Here is a 20,164-nt window from a genome sequence, read left to right as displayed (position 1 = left end):
TGTCAGCTCGACTTTCACTTGGTTCGTTGGGCAGCGATATGGTCGCTCAGGCTACGCAACGAATGAAATATGGTGTGGTTGTCTTCCTGGTCCGCACGCAACTGCAGTCCATAGCGTTTGGAGACCACGAGCGCAATTTCAAGAATATCGATGGAGTCCAGACCCAGGCCGTCGCCGTACAAAGGTTCGTCAGCCTGCACGTCGGCTGCAGAGACTTCCAGATTCAGAGCGCTCACCACCAGCTCGGCAACTTCAAGCAGTAAGGCGGCATCGGCAGGTGAGGAGGAAGTTTGCGCGTTCAGTTCGGACATGAAGAATCAGCAGTAGGGGGATGACGGGTTGACAAGGCCGGCGCGAGGATGGTTGAAGTTCTTTGAGGGCCGATGATGTTAGCTGAAGCGGTTCAAAAATGAACCTGCGACTTCAGGGCTTGATCCACTAGGTCGGCCTAGAACGGCGCGTCTTCCGTGCCGCTATGGCGAGGCATCGGCGCTTTCACTCTTTTCGCCGTGAGCGTAGGTTTTTCTTTTGGCAGGTCGGTGCCTGCGGTCTCGTTGGCGACCGCTTCCTCCTGCAAGGCCCGGCGCACGATGGCTTTGTCGCCTGCCCCTGAAAATTTACTGTACTTGGTGAGCGTCGCCACCAACTGGCCATAAATACGCGGGTTGCCGGCGACGCATTCGCCGTGGTCGATAAAGTCCGCTTCACCGGTGAAGTTGCCAATCAGGCCGCCGGCTTCGGTCACCAGCAGCGAGCCGGCGGCGACATCCCAGGACTGGAGGCCAGTCTCGAAAAATCCGTCGCTGTGGCCCGCCGCCACGTAGGCTAAATCGAGTGCAGCGGCGCCGGGGCGGCGCACGCCTGCACACTGGCTCATGACTTCACCCAGCATGTTCAGGTAAGGTTTCAACTTGTCACCGGGACGGTAGGGAAATCCGGTACCAATCAGGCATTCCTGCAGGCGGGTTCGCTTGCCTACACGCAGGCGGCGGTCGTTCACGTAAGCGCCCCGGCCTTTGCTGGCGCTGTAAATGTCGTTGCGAGTAGGGTCGTACACCACCGCCTGCTCAATCTTGCCCCGAACGGAAAGCGCGATGCTGACGCAGTAAAAGGGAAAACCATGGATGAAGTTGGTGGTGCCGTCCAGCGGGTCGATGATCCACACAAATTCGGAATCTTTAGCGCCATGTTCAGAACCCGATTCTTCGGCCAAAATGCCGTGGCCAGGGTAGGCGGTGAGCAGCTCTTCAATGATTGCAGCTTCCGCGGCCTGATCCACTTCAGTGACGAAATCGTTGGTCTGTTTGACCGAAACGCGGACCGCTTCGACATCGAGGGCGGCGCGGTTAATGATGGCGCCAGCGGCGCGAGCAGCCTTGACGGCCATATTGAGCATGGGGTGTAGATTGCTGGACATAAAGGGTATGAAAGAGCGGGCAGGGCCTGCGGCCCGGTAACCGGAGGCAGGTGACAATGGGTTCATTTTACCGGCTTCCTTTGCGCTGCCAGAAATCACCTTGAAACTTAAGGTACGTGGCAGGATTGAAGCTCCAATTTACCGATGAAAACCCGTTTTATTCTGATCAACACCAGCCACGCAGGCAATGTGGGCGCCACCGCCCGTGCCATGAAAGTCATGGGGTTTGACGATCTGGTGCTGGTGGCGCCGCGCTGGGCCAACGTGCTGAACCGTGAAGAAACCATCCAGAGAGCCAGTGGAGCCCTTGATGTGCTGAAAAACGCGCGGGTTGTGACCACGTTGGATGAAGCGGTCGACGGCATGGTTCATCTGTGTGCAACCGCCATGACCCCGCGTGATTTCGGGCCGCCTACCTGCGCGCCGCGTGCGCATTTCGCCGACTTGCTGCGGACGCCCGATGAGCGACTGACACAAGAGCCGGTAGCCTCGGTAAAACAAGCACAACCACCAAATTCGGTTGCCTTTTTGTTTGGTTCTGAACGTTTTGGGATGCAAAACGAGGATGTGTATCGTTGCCACGTGGCCTTAAGCATTCCGAGCGATCCGAAGTTCGGTTCGCTCAATCTGGGTGCTGCGGTGCAGCTCATTGCGTATGACTGGCGTGAGGCTTTGGGGGGCTTTACGCTGCAGCCGGCAGCTTTCGAGCACCACCTGGCTGATGCCGCCGCAGTGGCGGGCATGCTCAAGCACTGGGAGCAGGCGCTGACCAGCATCGGTTTTTTGGACCCGGATTCCCCCAAGAAACTCATGCCGCGCTTAAACCAGCTTTTTAACCGTGCCCAGCTCAGCCCCGAAGAAATCCACATCCTGCGCGGGGTTGCCAAAGCCATGTTGCAAAAAGCTTTGCAGGCTGCGGGCAAAACGTCTTTTTCAGCAACGACCTCGGTCGACCAGTAGACTTGACCCATGTTCTCTCGACTCCGCTCCGATATCCAGTGCATTCTCGAACGCGATCCCGCCGCCCGCACGGCCTGGGAGGTGCTGACCTGCTACCCCGGTCTTCACGCGCTGGTATTGCACCGACGAGCCCACTGGTGCTGGACCCACGGCTACAAGTGGCTAGGTCGCTTTATTTCGCATCTTTCACGCTGGTTGACCGGCATTGAAATTCACCCGGGCGCCAAAATCGGCCGGTGCGTTTTTTTTGACCATGCCATGGGCGTTGTCGTCGGTGAAACCGCCGAAATTGGCGATGGCTGCACGATTTATCAGGGCGTGACGCTGGGGGGCACCTCGCTCTACAAAGGCACCAAGCGCCACCCGACGCTGGGGCGGGGGGTGGTGGTCGGCGCCGGTGCGCAAGTGCTGGGCGGTTTCACCGTGGGCGATGGCGCCCGGATCGGCTCGAACGCCGTCGTGGTCAAGCCTGTGCCAGCGGGCGCTACCGCGGTGGGCAATCCGGCCCGTGTAATTCAAGCCAACGCCGACTTAAAGCGCGAGCAAATCGCCAGTCAAATGGGTTTCTCAGCTTATGGAGTGACGCAAAACGACGACCCGTTGTCGCTGGCGCTGCGCGGCTTGATCGACAACGCGGCCGGCCAGGAGCACCAGATTGCCATGATTTGGCAGGCGATTGAAAAGTTGTCGGGTTGCCAAGCCACCGGCACGCCCGACTGCGTCCCCAAAGACGCTGCGTTGCTGGAAACCTTCGAGGCGGACAAGTTGAATCAGTGGGTGGGCAAGTAGCGAGCCGACTACCAAGACTGCGCGACTGGTTAAAGCGCAAAAAAGCAGTGAACGCCGCACAAGCGCGGCTTTATTCCGATCGGGTGTTCCGAATCGCATTTTTGGGTCGGAACGCCTTGCACACCGCTGGATCGGCCTCCAGGTAGGGACCGCCGATCAGGTCAATGCAGTAAGGCACGGCGGCAAAGATGCCGGGCATCAGTGATTCGCCGACGTCATTTTTCAAGCCTTCCAGTGTTTCCTGGATAGATTTTGGCTGACCGGGCAGGTTGAGGATCAGACTCTTGTCGCGAATCACCGCGCACTGTCGCGACAGGATGGCGGTCGGTACGAATTTAAGGCTGATCTGCCGCATCTGCTCACCAAAGCCGGGCATTTCCTTGTGGGCGACGGCCAGTGTGGCTTCTGGCGTGACGTCGCGCGGCGCGGGGCCGGTGCCGCCGGTGGTCAACACCAACGAGCAGCCGGCTTCCACAAGTTCAATCAGCGTGGCGCTTATGCGCGCCTGATCGTCAGGAATCAGGCGCTCTTCGAACGTGATGGGATTGCGCAACGCGCGTGTGAGCCAGTCCTTGAGGGTCGGTAGCCCCTTGTCGACGTAAACGCCGGTGGCAGCACGGTCGCTGACCGAGACAATGCCCACCCTGACCGCGTCGTAGGGTGCGGTCATTCTTCGGGCTCCTGGGTCAGGGCCTGCCTGACCAGCTGAAAAATCTCGCGATAGGGCTTGCCGTGGCGCGGTGCTTCGCCGGGTTTTTCGGGCACGGCGTCCTTGCGCGCCTGGCGAATCAACGCCCGCAACTGCTGCGAATCGGTATCCGGATGGGCCGTGAGCCAACTGCCCAGGGTATCGTCCGACGCGACCAGCTTGTCGCGCCATTGCTCTGCCAAGTGCAGGGTCAGCGTGAGCTGTGCCGAGCCATTGAGCTGCTCGTTGATCGCTTCACGAATGGGTTCGGAATCAAGCGGCCGCATCAGTTTTCCGATGAACTGCATTTGCCGCCGCTTGCCCTCGAAGTTGGTAATCCGTTTGGCCTGGGCCAGAGCATCCAGCAGCTTATCCGGGAGTTCCAGGCGTGCCATCAGGTCGGCACGCAGGGTCAGTAGTGCCTCCCCCAATGCCTGCTTTTCATCGGCCTCGGCTTTTAATTGGGTTTTACTCGGCGGCCCCACCTCTTCGGCGGCGATCTCTTCTGGTTTGACGAATCGGCCGTTGGACCAATAGCCCTTCGGGGCTTTGTTAGCCTTAATTGTCTTGTTGTTCATAGCAGTTAGTATCATAGCTACCCATATGACTCAAAAACCTTCTACCCGTTCACTCCCAAAAGCGTCCAGCCTCAAGACCAGCCAGCCTGAGGCCGGTTTCAGCTACCACCGCGACTTTTTCGAGGAACTGGTCGACACGGCGCTGGCCCATGCAAAAAAACTGGGGGCCAGCGATGCGGCCGCCGAAGCGTCGGAGGGCTGCGGCCTTTCGGTCAGCGTGCGCAAGGGGGAACTCGAAACCGTTGAGCGCAACCGCGACAAGTCGCTGGGGGTCACGGTCTACGTCGGCAAAAAACGCGGCAACGCGGCCACCAGCGATTTTTCAAAAGCCGCCATTGCGCAAACGGTGAAAGCGGCTTACGACATTGCACGCTTCACTGCAGAAGACGAGACTTCGGGTCTTCCCGAGGATCGCGACATTGCCCGAGACCCTCCGGCATTGGACCTGTTTCATCCTTGGGCGCTCACGTCGGAAGAGGCCGCTCAACTCGCCCTGCAATGCGAAGCTGCCGCCATGGGGACGAGCCGTCTGATCACCAATAGCGAAGGGGCGGGCGTGTCGGCCCAGCAAAGCCATTTTTTCAGTGCCCACAGCAAAGGCTTTCGCGGCGGTTATGCCAGCTCGCGTCACAGTATTTCGGTGGCACCCATTGCGGGCAAAGGCAACCAGATGCAGCGCGATGCCTGGTACAGCTCGATGCGAGATGCGAGCGACTTGGCCCCCCCCGAAGCGGTGGGCCGTTACGCCGCCGAACGCGCATTGGCGCGCTTAAAAAGTCGAAAAATTCCTACGACGCAGTGCCCGGTGCTATTCGAGTCGCCTCTTGCGGCTGGCCTGCTAGGCGGCTTTGTACAAGCCGTTAGTGGCGGCGCGCTGTACCGAAAAAGTACTTTTTTGCTCGACAGCCTGGGCAAACCCGCGTTCCCAAAGCACATTGATATCGCCGAGGATCCGCACCTTCTGAAAGGAAAGGGTAGCGCCCCGTTTGATGAGGAGGGTGTAAAAACCAGCGCCCGCAAAGTGGTCGATGCGGGGCGGGTGGAAGGCTACTTCCTGAGCACCTATTCAGCCCGCAAATTGGGTATGCGCACCACCGGTAACGCGGGCGGCTCGCACAACCTCACGCTCACCAGTCGCCGAACGCGCGCCGGGGACGATCTGGACGGGATGCTGCGCAAGCTAGGTCGGGGATTGTTTGTGACGGAGCTCATGGGACAAGGCGTTAACTACGTGACGGGCGACTACTCTCGTGGTGCGTCGGGCTTCTGGGTCGAAAACGGTCAGATCGCGTTTCCGGTTGAAGAGATCACCATCGCAGGCAACCTGAAGGACATGCTCATGGGTATTCAAGCCGTGGGGTCAGATGCCTATAACTACGGTGCCAAAACCGTTGGATCGATATTGATCAACCGGATGAAAGTGGCGGGATCTTGATTTCCCCCGGCTTTGCTAAAGACGCCCAATTCGTTTTTGACTTAACCGGCCAAGGCCGCTTTGACGGCCGCCGAAACCTGACCCATGTCGGCCTTGCCTGTGAGCTGGGCTTTGACGGCGCCCATGACCTTGCCCATGTCGGCGGGGCCGACCGGGCGACCAAGTTCGACACTTAGCCCAGAGACGATGGCTTTTACTGCCGTTGTAACCTCGTCGGCACTCAGTCGTGCAGGCAGATAAGCCTGAAGCACGATGAGTTCCGCGGCTTCTTTGTCCGCAAGATCGATACGGGCTGCCTTTTGAAATGCCTCAATCGAGTCCTTGCGCTGCTTCATCAGTTTGTCGACGATAGCCACCACGGCCACATCATCCACCACCACACGTTCATCGACCTCTTTTTGCTTGATGGCTGCCAGCAACAAACGGATGGTGCCCAAGCGCGCGCTGTCTTTTGCGCGCATTGCAGTTTTCATGTCTTCGGTGATTCGGTCTTTGAGTGACATTGCAGGCTCCTGAGGGAATGAGTTTATAAGCTGAAAAGTCAAAAAGCCCGCAGAGCGTCCTCTTGCGGGCTTTTGATTCGCCGAAAGACTGTACTGCTTAGTACAGTTTCTTGGGCAACTGCATGGACCGGATACGCTTGTAGTTGCGCTTGACGGCGGCTGCCTTCTTGCGCTTGCGCTCGGCCGTTGGTTTTTCATAGAACTCGCGCGCACGCAGGTCGGTCAACAGGCCGAGTTTTTCGATCGTGCGCTTGAAGCGACGAAGCGCAACGTCGAAGGGTTCGTTATCTTTTACGCGAATGGTCGTCATTGATGAGTTGATCCAAATGGAGGCACCTTAATTGATCTGATCAGGATCAGGCCAGGTGCGGGTTTGCTAGCAAAGCCTGAGATTATAGCAGTCGAAGAATGCCGTTGTAGCTGGGGTTGACTTCCCGGTCCCCGACCAGGCCGAACGTTTATTGAGCGCGCCGACGCCGACAAATCAAACGGGTTGTTCCGCGTGGCGTGCAGCGAGCGCCTCGGCGCAGGCAAAGCCCGATGCCCACGCCCACTGAAAATTGTAACCCCCCAGCCAGCCGGTGACATCCACAACTTCTCCAATGAAATATAAGCCCGGTTGCTTGGATTCCATGGTTTGCGAGGACAGGTCCCGGGTGTCCACGCCGCCCACGGTGACTTCCGCCTTTTTGTAGCCTTCCGAACCGGTGGGGGTGAGGACCCAGTCGGCCAAACGCTCCGCCACGGTCAGCAAGGCCTTGTCGGTGGCCTCACTGATGGGACGCTGCAGATTCAAGTCTTGACTGACCCAGGCGTCCGCGAGTCGGCCGGGCACCCAATTGGCTAACTCATTGGCAATCAGCCTTTTTGAACTGGCCTTCGCGCGCAACAGCGTCGCGGGAAGATCCATGCCGGGTGCCAGGTTGATGCGCAGGGTCTGGCCTTGGCGCCAGAAGCTGGACATTTGAAGCACTGCGGGGCCGCTCAGTCCGCGGTGGGTAAATAGCAGGTCTTCCGAAAACACCACCGCCTTTTTGCGCTGCTTTGGGCTGGTGTCCGTCGGTGTCGTTTCAATGAGCACGGGCAGCGCCAAGCCCGCCAATTGGGCATAAGGAGCCCAAGCTTCACCGTCAAAGGTCAGGGGAACCAGCGCGGGTTTCGGTTCCACCAGGCGCAGCCCGAACTGTTTGGCGATGCGGTAGCCGAAATCGGTGGCACCGATCTTAGGAATGGACAGGCCGCCTGTGGCGACCACCACCTGCAGCGCTTCAATAAGGCCGTGGTCGCTATCCATTGTGTAGACGCCGGTGCCGGTCTGCTCGGGACTGAGCAGGCTTTTGATGCCGCATGGCTGCCAGCGCGTCACGTGACCTGCCGCGCACTCGGCGAGCAACATGGTGATCACATCTTCGGCCGAGCGATCACAAAAGAGCTGTCCCTTGTGCTTCTCATGGAAGGCAATGTCGTAGCGCTGCAGCAGCGCTATGAAGTCTTGCGGCGTATAGCGCGACAGGGCCGAGCGGCAAAAGTGAGGGTTCTGGCTCAAAAAATTGGCCGGTCCGACCTCGCGGTTGGTGAAGTTGCACCGTCCGCCTCCGGAGATGCGGATTTTTTCGGCGACTTTTTCGCTGTGGTCCAGCAACAGCACCTTGACGCCACGCTGCCCCGCCAAGCCGGCACAGAAAAGGCCCGCAGCGCCCGCGCCGATCACGACAACATCAAATCTATGAATCAATTAAGTCTTTGGTTTGCGTGCAATGTGCACGATAAGCTATAAAAAGCAGGGCACCAGCGCTGAAGCCGAAGTCCGCGCCTTGTAGACCCCGGAAGTTTAGCGGCGTTGTCGGGCCGGCGCGACCGATACGTCTGCGGCGCAGAGGCGCGCTCGCTCGCCCCCATTTGTTGAGTCGTACGCTTTATCGCCTCGATCCCCAACGCCCTTATTGCGTCACGATCACCGGTTGAACCGTAAAGACATTTGCAGTCTTCGGGTCCACCGTCACGCGAACCCAGTGAATCATCGGGCTGCCAAAGGTTTGCAGGCGCGTAAGGTTGGACAGCAGCTTGCTGGGACTGTACAAGGGCTTGTCCAGCTTGAAGAAATGGGTGTCGCCGTGGACCAGCAAGACCTGGCCCGGGAACTGCTCTGTTTCAGCGATCACGTGGTTGATGAAATTACGGTAGCCGCTGAAACGCGGCCCTTGGCTTTCGTCGATGTCTTCGGTTTCTGGCAGGTCAAAACCGGGATCCGCCTGAAACACCAGCACCAGGCCCCGTGCCTTGCGGTCTTTGGCGGCTGCAAAGGCTTGCTGCATCCAATTCACATTGGCCGCATCGCGGGCCAAGTATTCCTCGTTGCTGGCATCGCACTGTGCGGCGGTCCGTGCACTTTTATAGGCGCAGTCTTTTTCGTCCAGAATTTTATTGTTGTTGCTGCCCGGCAAATTCAAGCTGACGAAGACAATGCCGCGGTGGCTGAAGCGCGTGTTTTCAAAATACTTTTCGCCGAACTTGCCCTGGTGCATTAGCGGCATCTGGCGTTGGCCCAGGCTGTCCGCAGTGGGGAACATCGTTTTACGCAGGTAGCCCAGACGTTCCAGCCCGTCGTAGCCGCCATTGTTCAGGCGATGGCAATCCGTCCATTCGTTGTCACCGGGCACATACACCACTGGTTTGACCAGTTGGCCAAACATAGCCAATGCCGATGCGTAAATGTCATCCGTGCAGCGGGAGCTGCCATCCTTGATGTCGCCGTCGTAAATTGAAAAAGCAATGTCAGACCGATTGATGCTTTTGAGCAGCGCCGGAATTTTCGGCGCGTCGCCCGCCTTCTGGTAAGGCATATCGCCCCAGAGTCCGAACGAAAAAGTTTGAGCCTGGGCGAAGGTGATGCTGAGTGCAAGCAGCACCCCAGTCAGAAGTCGTGTTGACATTTGATGACCTGATCAAAATGTGAAAGCTTAGCCGGCTTGCATGACAACTCTGTGATGCAGGACTGGGCGGTGTGCTGCTAGCGGGTCGCGGCGGCGCAAGCCGCGTTGAGAAAGGCTGAACTTTTCAGGCGGCGCGAATCACGCGGGGTTGCGCTGCTGCCAGCGCGACACCGCTGATGACGTCGCCGACAACGATGATGGACGGGCTGGCGATCCCGCCCTCATTGATCGCCGCTGCCAATGCGCCCAAGGTCGTAATAATGTGGCGCTGCGACGGCAAGGAAGCGTTCTGGATTACGGCAACCGGGGTTGCGGAAGGCAAGCCGGTCAGTAGCTCGCTCTGGATGCCTTCGGCACCGCTAACGCCCATGTAAATCACCAACGTAAGCCGGGCGCTGTGCGCGGTGGCCGCCAGTGCCCGCCAGTCGGCGCCAGAGTCTCCGGGCTGGGGGTGGCCGGTCACAAACACCACGCCGTGCGCGTGTTGGCGGTGCGTCAGCGGCACGCCCAACGACGTCACGGCGGCCAAGCCGGAGGTGATGCCATTGACGACTTCGACTTCAATGCCCGCTGCGCGCAGGTGCTCGGCTTCTTCCCCGCCACGGCCAAATATGAAGGGATCACCGCCTTTGAGCCGCACGACGTTTTCCCCTTCTTTCGCGGCGGTAATCATGAGCTTTTCAATAAAAGCCTGCGGTGTGGACTTGCAGCCGCCGCGCTTGCCGACATGCACGATACGGGCCTCCGGCTGCGCAAAAGCCGCAATTTCATCACTCACCAGGTCGTCGATGAAGAGTACCGAGGCGCGCTGAATAGCCTTGAGCGCTTTGAGAGTGAGCAGCTCCGGATCGCCAGGACCGGCGCCTACCAGGGTGCATTTTCCGTTTGCGACGTGTGGGATGCTGCGGCTGTTGTGCATAGTGTTGAGACCAATTGCAAAATAAGTTCTACCTGGCGGGCAATCGAGGCAGGCACTGGTTGATGGCCCGCCATAACCGATTGAATGTAAGTTGCCGTACTGGCCGCGTCAACCTCTTTGGGTAAGGCGGGCAATGCGGCAAGGGTTCCGGTCTGGGTTTCCTGCAGCAGAGAGCGCTCACCTTCGACAAAAGCCTCCATTTGCGGCATACGGCGCGCGTCGGCCACCACCTCTCCTTCTGTGCCGCGCAGCAGCAACGCATTCGCGCGAACCAGCTCAAAGGTGCGCGCCATAGAGACCGCGTATTCGGGATGGGTGTAACTGCTGACCACGAGGCTTTTGCCCCGGCAGGGGTTCATGATCTTGACCAGGCTGTGAGCTGGATTGCGCAGGCCCACCGCGCGCCGCACATCCAGCAGGCGCTTGAGAGCCGGGCAGAGCAACTCCGTGGGGATAAAGCCTACTTCACCCGGCCGTATTGGTTTGATCGCTGTCTGCGCGCGGATGCCGAGTGCGTCGAACACTTCTGACGCAAGAACACGACTGGATTCGGTGGGGGTGCCGTGTACCAGAACCGGCAGCCCTTCACGCGCCAGGAGCAGAGCCAGCAGCGGCGTCAAAAGCGGCAACTTACGGGCGCCGTTGTAGCTTGGCAGGACCACGGTAGGGCGGTCGCTGGGCGGCAGATAGTTGAGTCGCTGATGAACCGCATCCAGAAAACCCGCCATCTCTTCGGGCGCTTCACCTTTAATACGCATCGCCAGACAAAAAGCGCCGATTTCCAGGTCCGTCACCGCGCCATCAAGCACTTGGCCTAACAAGTCTGCAGCTTGCTGGCGTGACAACGCGCGTGCGCCGTCCTTTCCGCGCCCGATAACTTTGATGTACTGGCTAATACCCATGCGGCAATTGTATGCAGCTGCACATAAGGACCGGTATTCGATTAGGCGATCTGTTTGATCGGGATAAACGTTTGCGGTGACGAAGTGGTTTCAGACCCGCCTGCGTTGCGCGCGGAGCGCACTCTGCGTTTCAGCTCGGGCAAGCAAGAGCCGCAGTTGGTGCCGCATTTCAAGGCGTCTTGCAGTGATGCCAGGCGCTGTTCATCCGTTCCCAAATAGCCAGCGTCGCCGCTTTCGCTGACGATCGATAGATGATCGTCGATAGCCAAGTCCGTGACGTTGAGGCAGCTACACACCACCGTCCCTCGTGACAGGACAGCAACCGGCGGCTTAGCACCTGGCAGCAGCAACAGGCGGCCATACGCCTGTGCGGGGAGCTCGTCGCGCAACAGCGTGGTGATCCAGGCCTGGGCGCTGGTGTCACCGGCGAGAACAAAACCTGTCAGTTCTGTTTTTTCCTCATGGGTGCCCCGTCGTAGCAGCCGTATGGTGCGATGCTGGCCCTTTTTTTTGTCGGCGTAGCGCAGGGTGTCAAGCCCATTGAGGCCCAGGATGCGCTCTAACGTGGTCAGCGTTTCGTCGGCAGGCGATTCATGGCTGGCCGCGCGAAATAGCACCCCCGATCGTTCCCCGCAGCGGTCTGTCAGCGGCGCATTGTTTGAAAACGGCACGCAACTGGCAAAAGGAAATGACCTCATTAGAGGCCTGAGCGCTTCGCGCGCCGCCAGCACTTCACTGTCGGGTAGCCACGCCATGGCGAGCAATGACCACGGTAATTCCGCCTTCAGGATCTTGACCGCAGCGTGCTTGAGTTCCGGTTGTTTGGAGTGGGGGCAATAGGCCGACGTCGTGATCGCGTTGATGCCGGCCAGTGTTTGGCCACTGCTGGATAGACCACTCAAATATTCGCCACCCCAGTGCATGGCGATGAACGCCTGGCTCAGGGCAACCTCGGATGACGCTTGCACGGGAACGACGATGGAGCCGCGCCTGGAGGTGACATGCACCAGATCGCCTTCTTTTAGCAAACGCCGCACCATGTCTTGGCGGTTCATTTGGAGGGCGGGCTCCGCCACGTGGCCAAACAGGCGTCCCAGCGTACCCGTGCGGCTCATGCCATGCCATTGGTCGCGCAGGCGGCCGGTCGTCAGCGAAAACGGATAGCGTGATTCGCGCGGCTCGGCGACTGGTTTGTACACCGTGTTGACGAAGCAGGCCCGACCATCAATGGTGGGAAAGATGCCGTCTTCGTACAAGCGCGCCTTTCCTGTCGTTTCACCCGATTTCAGCGGCCATTGCAGGGGCGAATCTTCAAGCAGGGCATAGCTCATGCCCGTGATGTCGAGGTCGCGGCCTCGGGTGGATTCGCGGTGCTCGTTCCAGATGGTTTCAACCCCGCTGGCCTGATCGGTCAGCGAGTAAGGGAATAACGCCTTTGCAGGTCCGGCGATACGAGGGGGGAGAAGTTTTTCGAGCCGCTGTGCAAATTCAACTGCAATTGACCAGTCGTGACGGGTCTCCTCGGGGGGCCGGATAGCTGCGCGCACCCGGCTGATGCGGCGTTCGCTGTTGGTCACTGTGCCCGCTTTTTCGCCCCAAGTGGTGGCAGGCAGCAACAGGTCGGCATAGTCGCAACTGGAAGTGGTGGAAAACGCCTCCTGAACAATCACCAATTCGGCGCGCTCAAGGGCCCTGCGCACGGTGGTCTGGTCGGGCATGGACTGGGTCGGATTGGTACAGGCAATCCAAAGCGCCTTGATTTCTCCGTCGGCGGCCGCCTGAAACATTTCGACTGCTGTTTTACCCGGCTTCTCGGGCACGCTAGGCACGCCCCAAAGCGAGGCAATTTCCGCGCGGTGGTCGGCGTTGGACAGGTCACGATGCCCGCTCAGTAAATTCGCCATACCGCCGACCTCACGGCCTCCCATGGCATTTGGCTGGCCGGTTAACGAAAACGGTCCGGCACCGGCCTTGCCTATCTGTGCGGTCGCCAGGTGCAGGTTAATCAAGGCTGCATTTTTGGCGGTGCCGCTGGTCGACTGGTTCAGTCCCTGGCAATACAGGCTCAAGGTGGCGCCGGAGGTGGCAAACAGTCTGGCGGCAGAAAGCAGGTCCTCTTTTTTGATGCCGCAAGTCTCCGCCACCAGGTCGGGGGTGTAGTCCCTCACCGTGCTTTTTAAATCCGCAAATCCATTGGTGTGCGCTGCAATGTATTGTGGGTTGGTCCAGCCTTCCCACAGCATGATGTGCAGCATGCCGTTGAACAGCGAAACGTCGGTTCCGGGCTGGATCGGTAAGTAAAGGTCGGCGATCTCTGCGGTGTCGGTCCGGCGCGGGTCGCAGCAGATGATTTTGAGCGCCGGGTTGGCCGCTTTGGCATCCTCGATGCGCCGGAACAATACCGGGTGCGCGTAAGCCGTGTTGCTGCCCACGATGAAGATGCACTGCGCATGATGCAAGTCGTCGTAGCAGACGGGCGGTGCGTCCGCGCCCAGAGTTTGTTTGTAGCCTGCGACCGCGCTACTCATGCACAGCCGGGAGTTGCTGTCGATATTGTTGGTACCAATCAATCCTTTGGCCAATTTGTTGAAGACGTAATAGTCTTCGGTGAGCAACTGGCCAGAAATATAAAAACCGACCGCATCCGGTCCGTGGTCGCGAACGATTTGAGCAAAGCGCTCGCTGGCGAAGGTGAGGGCGCTGTCCCATGACGTTCGCTGGGCTACTTCGTGGCGCTGCGCGCGCCGCATCGGATGTAAAAGCCGTGTTTGCAGCGTGACCGGCGCCGCCGCGCTGAGGGCCAGCGTGGCGCCCTTGGTGCAGAGTCGCCCAAAATTGGCCGGGTGGCTCGGATCGCCGCGCACGCCCGTGATTTGCTCTCCTTGGGATTCAATGATGACGCCGCAGCCTACGCCGCAATAAGGACAAGTAGAGCGGGTTTCCTTTGCTTTTGGCGTACTCGTTGCAGGAACCATCATCTGGGCATTCAAGCAGAGGTCAGTTTTTTGCCGGCAGGTCCGGCCACTTCGGCCCGCGCTTCAAGCGCCAGCGTAGCCAGTTCGGTTGCGTCCAGGTACACCGCTCCCTCGATGACGCGAACGCTGAACTTTTGCGTACAGCCTTCATCCGGCGATTTGGCGCAACCGTCGGTCAGGCCAATCGTCCAGTTGTGCAATGGGCATGCCACGCTGGTGCCAAATACGATGCCCTGGCTCAGTGGGCCGCCCCTGTGCGGACAGCGGTCAAGCAGCGCAAAAATGCCCTCCTCGTTGTTGCGGAACAAGGCAACATCCATACCCTGCGCACGCGAGACCCGGCGGGAGCCGAGTACGGGAATGTCGGTGACCTGGCAGATTTTTTTCCATGCAGACATTTTTTTCCTCAGTTAGCCGAGTATTCGGGCGTACATGCCGGTCACGCGGTCCATCAGCTGCTGTGGCCGGGCGGTTGGTGCTGCGAAAATCATGCGGCAAGCGCTTCAAATTGCCGTGTATCCACAGCGGCTTCCTTCAGGGCAAACCACGGATCGGGCTCACCATCGACGCTGAACTGCAGGCGCTCCCACAAGCCTTTGCGGCCTTCAGCGTCGTCGACAATTTTCTTTTTCACGTGATCGAGGCCGACACGGTGGATGTAATGCACGGTCCTTTCAAGATACCAACCTTCTTCGCGGTAGAGCTGGAGGAAGCCCCCTGCGTACTCCAGCACTTCCTGCGCGGTCTTGACCTTGACAAGAAATTGGGCCACTTCAGTCTTGATGCCGCCGTTGCCGCCCACATAGATTTCCCAGCCGGAATCGACGCCTATGACCCCAACGTCCTTGATGCCGGACTCGGCGCAGTTGCGCGGGCAACCGCTAACCGCCAGCTTGACCTTGTGGGGCGAGTACATCGCCCATAGCGCGTGCTCAAGGTCCTTGCCCATTTGCGTGCTGTCCTGGGTGCCGAATCGACACCATTCACTACCGACGCAGGTTTTTACCGTTCGCAAGGCTTTGGCATACGCCATACCGGTGGGCATACCGATATCCTTCCAGACCGCTTGCAGGTCTTCCTTTTTGACACCGAGCAAATCGATACGCTGACCCCCCGTAATTTTGACGGTCGGAATTTTGTATTTGTCGGCCGCATTCGCGATCCGGCGCAATTCGTCGGGCGTGGTGTGGCCGCCCCACATGCGCGGAATCACGCTGTAGGTGCCGTCCCTTTGAATGTTGGCGTGTGAACGCTCGTTGATATACCGGCTCTGCGGGTCGTCTTTGGCCTGCTTGGGCCAGGTGCTTATCAGGTAGTAATTGACGGCGGGCCGGCAACTGGCACAGCCGTTCGGAGTCCGCCACTCCAAAAATGAATAGACGCTCGTAATCGTCAGTAGCCTGTTGGCCTTGATGGCGTCGCGGACCACTTGATGGCCGTGGTCGGTGCAGGCGCACATGGCTTTCGTCTTCGGTGTGGCCGAGTAGTCGCCGCCAGCAGTGAACATCAAGATTTGTTCTACCAGCCCGGTGCACGAGCCGCATGATGCGCTGGCCTTGGTGTGCTTGCGCACTTCGTCGAGCGTAAACAGGCCTTTTTCCTTGATCGCTTTGCAGATTGTGCCTTTGGTCACGCCGTTGCAGCCGCAGACCTCCGCTTCGTCCGGCATGGAGGCTGCCTTGCTGTGGCCCTCGTGGCCGGCGTCGCCGATGTTGGATTCGCCAAACATCAGTTTGTCGCGAATATCGGCAACGTTGCGGCCATTGCGCAGTAATTTGAAATAGTAGCTGCCATCTACCGTATCGCCGTAGAGGCAGGCGCCGATCAGCTTGTCGTCTTTGATAACCAGCTTTTTGTAAACACCGCCGAACGGATCGCTCATGACGATTTCTTCCGTGCCTTCACCACCCATGAACTCACCCGCGGAAAAGAGGTCTATACCGGTGACTTTAAGTTTGGTGGAAGTGAGCGAGCCGGTGTAGCGGCCGATGCCGAACTGCGCCAGATGGTTGGCGGCAACTTTGGCCTGCTCAAACAGTGGTGCCACCAGGCCATAGGCAATGCCGCGGTGGGCCGCGCATTCCCCCACCGAATAGATGCGGGCATCCGTGGTGGTCTGCATGGTGTCGTTGACCACAATGCCTTTGCTGCAATACAGGCGCATGGATTCAGCCAGCTCGGTGTTGGGGCGTATGCCCACGGCCATCACCACAAGGTCGGTTTCCAGCTCAGTGCCATCCTTGAATTTGATGGCGGTCACGCGGTTGCCGTCTTCGTCTCCGCCGCCCACGAGTTGCTGGGTTTGCGCGCCCATGAGGAATTTGAGGCCACGATCCTGCAAGGATTTTTGCAACAACTTGCCGGCTACACCGTCGAGCTGACGCTCCATCAGCGTCGGCATGACATGCACCACGCTGACGTCCATGCCGCGCAGCATCAGGCCATTGGCAGCTTCCAGACCCAGCAGGCCACCGCCAATGACCACGGCCTTTTTGTATTTTTTGGCGGTCTCAATCATCTCGTTGGTATCGGCGATGTCCCGGTAGGCAATCACGCCCTTCAGATCCTTGCCTGGGACTGGCAAGATGAACGGGTTGGAGCCGGTGCACATCAGCAAGCGGTCATAGGCCTCTTCGGTGCCATCGGCGGCACGCACAATGCGTTTGATGCGGTCAACTTCGACGACTTTCTTGCCGGAATGAAGCGTGATGTGGTTGTCTTTGTACCAGTCCCAGGAGTTGAGAATAATTTCGTCAAGTGTTTGTTCCCCAGCCAGCACCGGCGATAACAAAATCCGGTTGTAGTTGGGATGCGGCTCGGCGCCAAAGACGCTGATGTTGTAAAGCTCGGGCGCGATTTTTAGTAATTCCTCCAGGGTGCGTACGCCCGCCATGCCATTGCCGATCATTACCAGTTTTGATTTTTTAACGCGCATGTCCATCGTGGGTTCCTCAGAGTTTCGGTGTTCTTACGCGCTATAAATCCCGCTTTCAGGCGGCCTTTTCCACATGGGCCTGGCGCGTATACAAAAAGTCGATCACGGCCTTTCTGTAATGCAGGTACTGCGTGCTCTCAGCCAGTTCTACCCGGTTGCGCGGACGCGGCAAATCTACGTGGAGCACTTCACCAATCGTGGCCGACGGTCCGTTGGTCATCATCACGATCTTGTCGCTCAACAGCACGGCCTCATCCACATCGTGAGTGACCATCACCACTGTGCTTTGGGTGTTGGCCACGATCTGCAGCAACTCGTCCTGCAGCTTGGCACGGGTTAGTGCATCGAGTGCACCAAAAGGCTCGTCAAGCAGCAGCACTTTGGGTTCCATCGACAGAGCGCGGGCGATACCCACACGTTGCTTCATACCGCCCGAAATTTCACCAGGGCGCTTTTGCGCCGCTGATGTCAAGCCCACCATGGCCAGCACCGCATCGGTGCGGGATTTGAGTTGCGCCTTTGTCTCAGTGGCCGAGAAAACGCGTTCAACCGCCAGATAGATGTTTTCAAAGCAGGTCAGCCAAGGTAGCAACGAGTGGTTTTGAAACACCACGGCGCGCTCCGGGCCAGGCCCTGCAATTTCGCGGTTGGCGCACAGCAGGCTCCCCTGGGTCGGCCGGGTCAGCCCCGCCAGCAGGTTCAGCAAGGTGGACTTGCCGCATCCGGAATGGCCGATCAGTGCGACAAATTCGCCCTTGGCCACGCTGAGGTTGATATTTTCAAGCGCGCAGAACGACCCCTTTTTCGTCTTGAAGGTCTGCTCGACGAACTGAACTTCGAGGTATTTCGTGGTGAGGGAAGTGTTCATGGTCGTCTTTCCAAGGGCTTCAGTTTTTGACTTCTTCAAACGTGAACGCGGTAGCCAACTTGATCAGCGCGTACTCCAGCAGCAGCCCGACAATGCCAATTACAAAAATGGCGATGATGATGTTTTTGACGTTCAGGTTGTTCCACTCGTCCCATACCCAAAAGCCGATGCCGACTCCACCGGTGAGCATTTCGGCGGCAACAATTACCAGCCAGGCGGTGCCGACCGCGAGGCGCACGCCGGTCAACATGTAAGGCAGCACCGAGGGGAAAAGAATTTTGGTGACGATCTTCCATTCGGACAGGTTGAGCACGCGCGCCACATTCATGTAGTCCTGCGGAACGCGCTGCACGCCCACAGCGGTGTTGATGATCATGGGCCAGATCGAGCAGATGAAGATGGTCCAGATGGCGGCCGGGTTGGCCCCCTTGAACACCAACAGGCCAATCGGCAACCAGGCCAGCGGGGACACCGGGCGCAGCAGGCTGATCAGCGGGTTAAACATGCGGCTTAAAAAAGTAAAGCGGCCAATCATGAAGCCGACTGGAATGCCGACCAGCGCTGCCAGGCCAAAACCCACCGCGACGCGCTTGAGTGACGCCAGGATGTTCCAGCCGACGCCCTGGTCGTTTGGCCCTTTGCTGTAAAACGGATCGCTGAAAATCTGCACTGCCTGGACCAAGGTGTCTTTGGGCGAGGGGATGTTGGCGCCCGTGCCCATGGAAACCAGTTCCCAGATCAGCACCAGCAAACCAAGGCCCAGCAGGGGCGGCAGGACGTGGTGCCAGATCCAGGCGACATTCCATCGTGGCCGGGTGGTTACTTTGGCGACTGAAGCTGACGCGCTTGTTTCAACAGTGTCGTCCGCCATTAAATGGGGGGCGTTTCGTTCGCTACCGTGAACCGCTGCTTCGGTGGTCCGACGCGGGCTGTGGAATACGGCACTGACCATGGCATGACCTCTTTGAATACTATTTAGGGGACGTTTAAGCGCGGACTTTGAAACTGTCGGCGTATTTTTTCGGATCCTTTCCGTCCCAGACCGTGCCATCCATCAACTTGCTGGTGCGCATGAAATCTTTCGGTACGCTCACCTTGGCCGCGGTTGCCGCCTGTTTGTAAATGTCGATCTGGTTGATCTGCTTGGCTACGGCCAGGTAGTCCGGGTGGTCCTTGATCAGTCCCCAGCGTTTGTGTTGGGTCAGGAACCACATGCCGTCGGACAGGTACGGGACGTTGACTGCGCCATCATTGAAGAACTTCATGTAGTTCGGGTCGTCCCAGGTTTTGCCCAGCCCGTTCTGGTAGCGGCCCATGATCCGTTGGTTGATGGCCTCCACGCTGGTGTTGACATAGCTTTTGTCGGCCACCGTTTCGGCCATCTTGTTTTTGTTGGCCAGGCTGGCGTCAATCCACTTGCCGGCTTCGATGATGGCGGCCGTCACCGCGCGCGCCGTGTTGGGATACTTTTTAACGAAATCCGCGGTAGTGCCGAGTACCTTCTCGGGGTGATCCTTCCAGATGTCCTGCGTCGTGACAGCGGTAATACCAACGCCGTCCATGATCGCGCGGTGACCCCACGGTTCGCCGACGCAAAAACCATCCATGCTGCCGACGCGCATGTTGGCCACCATTTGCGGCGGCGGCACCGTGATCACCTTGGCATCTTTCATTGGATTCACGCCATTGGCGGCCAACCAGTAGTAGAGCCACATCGCGTGCGTACCAGTGGGAAAGGTTTGGGCAAAGGTGTATTCGCGCTTTTCGGCGGTCATCAGTTTGGCCAGGCCCGCGCCATCGACGCCACCCTTGTCGGCTATTTTTCTGGACAGCGTGATCGCCTGTCCGTTGTTGTTCAGGTTCATCAGCACGGCCATGTCTTTCTTGGGGCCTGCCGTTCCCATATGCACGCCGTAAACCAGGCCGTAGAGTACGTGGGCAAAGTCGAGTTCGCCATTGACCAGTTTGTCACGCACGCCGGCCCAACTGGCTTCCTTGGTCGGGATGATCTTGACGCCGTATTTTTTGTCGATACCCAGCACCGAAGCCATCACCACCGAGGCGCAATCGGTCAGTGGAATGAAGCCAATCTTGACTTCCTTCTTTTCGGGGGCGTCTGAACCTTGGGCATAGACGGCGGCTCGTAGCGCCGGGTTAATACCCACTGCACCCACGGCGGCGGCTTGCAACACCGAGCGGCGGGTGAGTGAAGATTTCAACAGATCGGTCATGGCAGCGACTCCGGAAGTAAAAAAACAAAAC

The 20,164-nt window shown here is 58.7% G+C and carries 19 protein-coding genes; 3 read left to right on the top strand and 16 right to left on the bottom strand.

The window, feature by feature from the left end; all coding sequences use genetic code 11:
* Positions 1–14: 14 nt before the first annotated feature.
* Both HHJ16_RS08335 and HHJ16_RS08330 read right to left on the bottom strand, forming a co-directional pair.
* On the bottom strand, positions 15–311 hold the full coding sequence (locus tag HHJ16_RS08335) for a phosphopantetheine-binding protein (RefSeq protein ID WP_293642136.1): 297 nt from the start codon (positions 309–311) through the stop codon (positions 15–17).
* Between the two features lie 137 nt (positions 312–448).
* Entirely contained in the window at positions 449–1,417 is a 969-nt protein-coding gene (locus tag HHJ16_RS08330; protein WP_293642213.1) for an inositol monophosphatase family protein, read from the bottom strand.
* Between the two features lie 144 nt (positions 1,418–1,561).
* Here HHJ16_RS08330 and HHJ16_RS08325 point away from each other — a divergent pair, with 144 nt between their 5' ends.
* Both HHJ16_RS08325 and cysE read left to right on the top strand, forming a co-directional pair.
* Positions 1,562–2,377 carry an RNA methyltransferase gene (locus tag HHJ16_RS08325; RefSeq protein ID WP_293642135.1) on the top strand — a complete coding sequence of 272 codons (816 nt, stop codon included), beginning with the start codon at positions 1,562–1,564 and terminating at the stop codon, positions 2,375–2,377.
* 9 nt (positions 2,378–2,386) lie between these two features.
* Positions 2,387–3,166 carry a serine O-acetyltransferase gene (gene cysE, locus HHJ16_RS08320; protein ID WP_293642134.1) on the top strand — a complete coding sequence of 260 codons (780 nt, stop codon included), beginning with the start codon at positions 2,387–2,389 and terminating at the stop codon, positions 3,164–3,166.
* Positions 3,167–3,236: 70 nt separating this feature from the next.
* Here the strand turns inward: cysE and mog are convergent, their stop codons facing one another.
* Together mog and yjgA are read right to left on the bottom strand one after the other, a co-directional pair.
* Positions 3,237–3,836 carry a molybdopterin adenylyltransferase gene (gene mog, locus HHJ16_RS08315; RefSeq protein ID WP_293642133.1) on the bottom strand — a complete coding sequence of 200 codons (600 nt, stop codon included), beginning with the start codon at positions 3,834–3,836 and terminating at the stop codon, positions 3,237–3,239.
* Positions 3,833–4,432: a ribosome biogenesis factor YjgA gene (gene yjgA / locus HHJ16_RS08310; RefSeq protein WP_293642132.1), complete on the bottom strand. Its 600-nt coding sequence runs from the start codon at positions 4,430–4,432 to the stop codon at positions 3,833–3,835. Before yjgA ends, mog begins: the two co-directional genes overlap by 4 nt.
* Before the next feature lie 25 nt (positions 4,433–4,457).
* On the opposite strand from yjgA, the gene pmbA reads away from it, so the two are divergent.
* The gene (gene pmbA / locus HHJ16_RS08305) at positions 4,458–5,867 is read left to right on the top strand and encodes a metalloprotease PmbA (protein WP_293642131.1); all 1,410 of its coding nucleotides are present in this window, start codon (positions 4,458–4,460) and stop codon (positions 5,865–5,867) included.
* Positions 5,868–5,908: 41 nt separating this feature from the next.
* Here pmbA and HHJ16_RS08300 read toward each other — a convergent pair whose 3' ends face one another.
* The 12 genes from HHJ16_RS08300 to HHJ16_RS08245 all read right to left on the bottom strand — a co-directional run bounded on the left by HHJ16_RS08300 (position 5,909) and on the right by HHJ16_RS08245 (position 20,133).
* On the bottom strand, positions 5,909–6,370 hold the full coding sequence (locus tag HHJ16_RS08300) for a GatB/YqeY domain-containing protein (protein WP_293642130.1): 462 nt from the start codon (positions 6,368–6,370) through the stop codon (positions 5,909–5,911).
* A gap of 97 nt (positions 6,371–6,467) precedes the next feature.
* Positions 6,468–6,680, bottom strand: coding sequence for a 30S ribosomal protein S21 (gene rpsU, locus HHJ16_RS08295; RefSeq protein WP_007872347.1), 213 nt, complete (start codon positions 6,678–6,680; stop codon positions 6,468–6,470).
* 174 nt (positions 6,681–6,854) lie between these two features.
* Positions 6,855–8,105 (bottom strand): NAD(P)/FAD-dependent oxidoreductase, encoded by a 1,251-nt coding sequence (locus tag HHJ16_RS08290; protein ID WP_293642129.1) that lies wholly within the window; start codon positions 8,103–8,105, stop codon positions 6,855–6,857.
* Between the two features lie 205 nt (positions 8,106–8,310).
* Complete coding sequence (locus HHJ16_RS08285) at positions 8,311–9,303, bottom strand: hypothetical protein (RefSeq protein ID WP_293642128.1); 993 nt, start codon at positions 9,301–9,303, stop codon at positions 8,311–8,313.
* Positions 9,304–9,427: 124 nt separating this feature from the next.
* The gene (cobA, locus tag HHJ16_RS08280) at positions 9,428–10,222 is read right to left on the bottom strand and encodes a uroporphyrinogen-III C-methyltransferase (protein WP_293642127.1); all 795 of its coding nucleotides are present in this window, start codon (positions 10,220–10,222) and stop codon (positions 9,428–9,430) included.
* The gene (gene ybiB / locus HHJ16_RS08275; protein WP_293642126.1) at positions 10,168–11,124 is read right to left on the bottom strand and encodes a DNA-binding protein YbiB; all 957 of its coding nucleotides are present in this window, start codon (positions 11,122–11,124) and stop codon (positions 10,168–10,170) included. The genes cobA and ybiB overlap by 55 nt, the downstream gene beginning before the upstream one ends.
* Positions 11,125–11,165: 41 nt before the next feature.
* Positions 11,166–14,102 (bottom strand): nitrate reductase, encoded by a 2,937-nt coding sequence (locus tag HHJ16_RS08270; protein ID WP_293642125.1) that lies wholly within the window; start codon positions 14,100–14,102, stop codon positions 11,166–11,168.
* Between the two features lie 8 nt (positions 14,103–14,110).
* Positions 14,111–14,497: a nitrite reductase small subunit NirD gene (gene nirD, locus HHJ16_RS08265; RefSeq protein WP_293642124.1), complete on the bottom strand. Its 387-nt coding sequence runs from the start codon at positions 14,495–14,497 to the stop codon at positions 14,111–14,113.
* 89 nt (positions 14,498–14,586) lie between these two features.
* On the bottom strand, positions 14,587–17,040 hold the full coding sequence (gene nirB, locus HHJ16_RS08260; protein ID WP_293642123.1) for a nitrite reductase large subunit NirB: 2,454 nt from the start codon (positions 17,038–17,040) through the stop codon (positions 14,587–14,589).
* Positions 17,041–17,089: 49 nt separating this feature from the next.
* The gene (locus HHJ16_RS08255; RefSeq protein ID WP_293642122.1) at positions 17,090–17,902 is read right to left on the bottom strand and encodes an ABC transporter ATP-binding protein; all 813 of its coding nucleotides are present in this window, start codon (positions 17,900–17,902) and stop codon (positions 17,090–17,092) included.
* 19 nt (positions 17,903–17,921) lie between these two features.
* Positions 17,922–18,854: a nitrate ABC transporter permease gene (gene ntrB, locus HHJ16_RS08250; RefSeq protein ID WP_293642121.1), complete on the bottom strand. Its 933-nt coding sequence runs from the start codon at positions 18,852–18,854 to the stop codon at positions 17,922–17,924.
* A 34-nt stretch (positions 18,855–18,888) separates the two neighbouring features.
* Positions 18,889–20,133, bottom strand: coding sequence for a CmpA/NrtA family ABC transporter substrate-binding protein (locus tag HHJ16_RS08245; protein WP_293642120.1), 1,245 nt, complete (start codon positions 20,131–20,133; stop codon positions 18,889–18,891).
* Positions 20,134–20,164: the final 31 nt, after the last annotated feature.

Origin of the sequence: Polaromonas sp. (genome assembly GCF_012927485.1) — a bacterium.
Taxonomy (GTDB): domain Bacteria; phylum Pseudomonadota; class Gammaproteobacteria; order Burkholderiales; family Burkholderiaceae_C; genus Polaromonas.
Note: the sequence above shows the minus strand (reverse complement) of the source record. Positions and strands in the feature narration are given on the sequence as shown.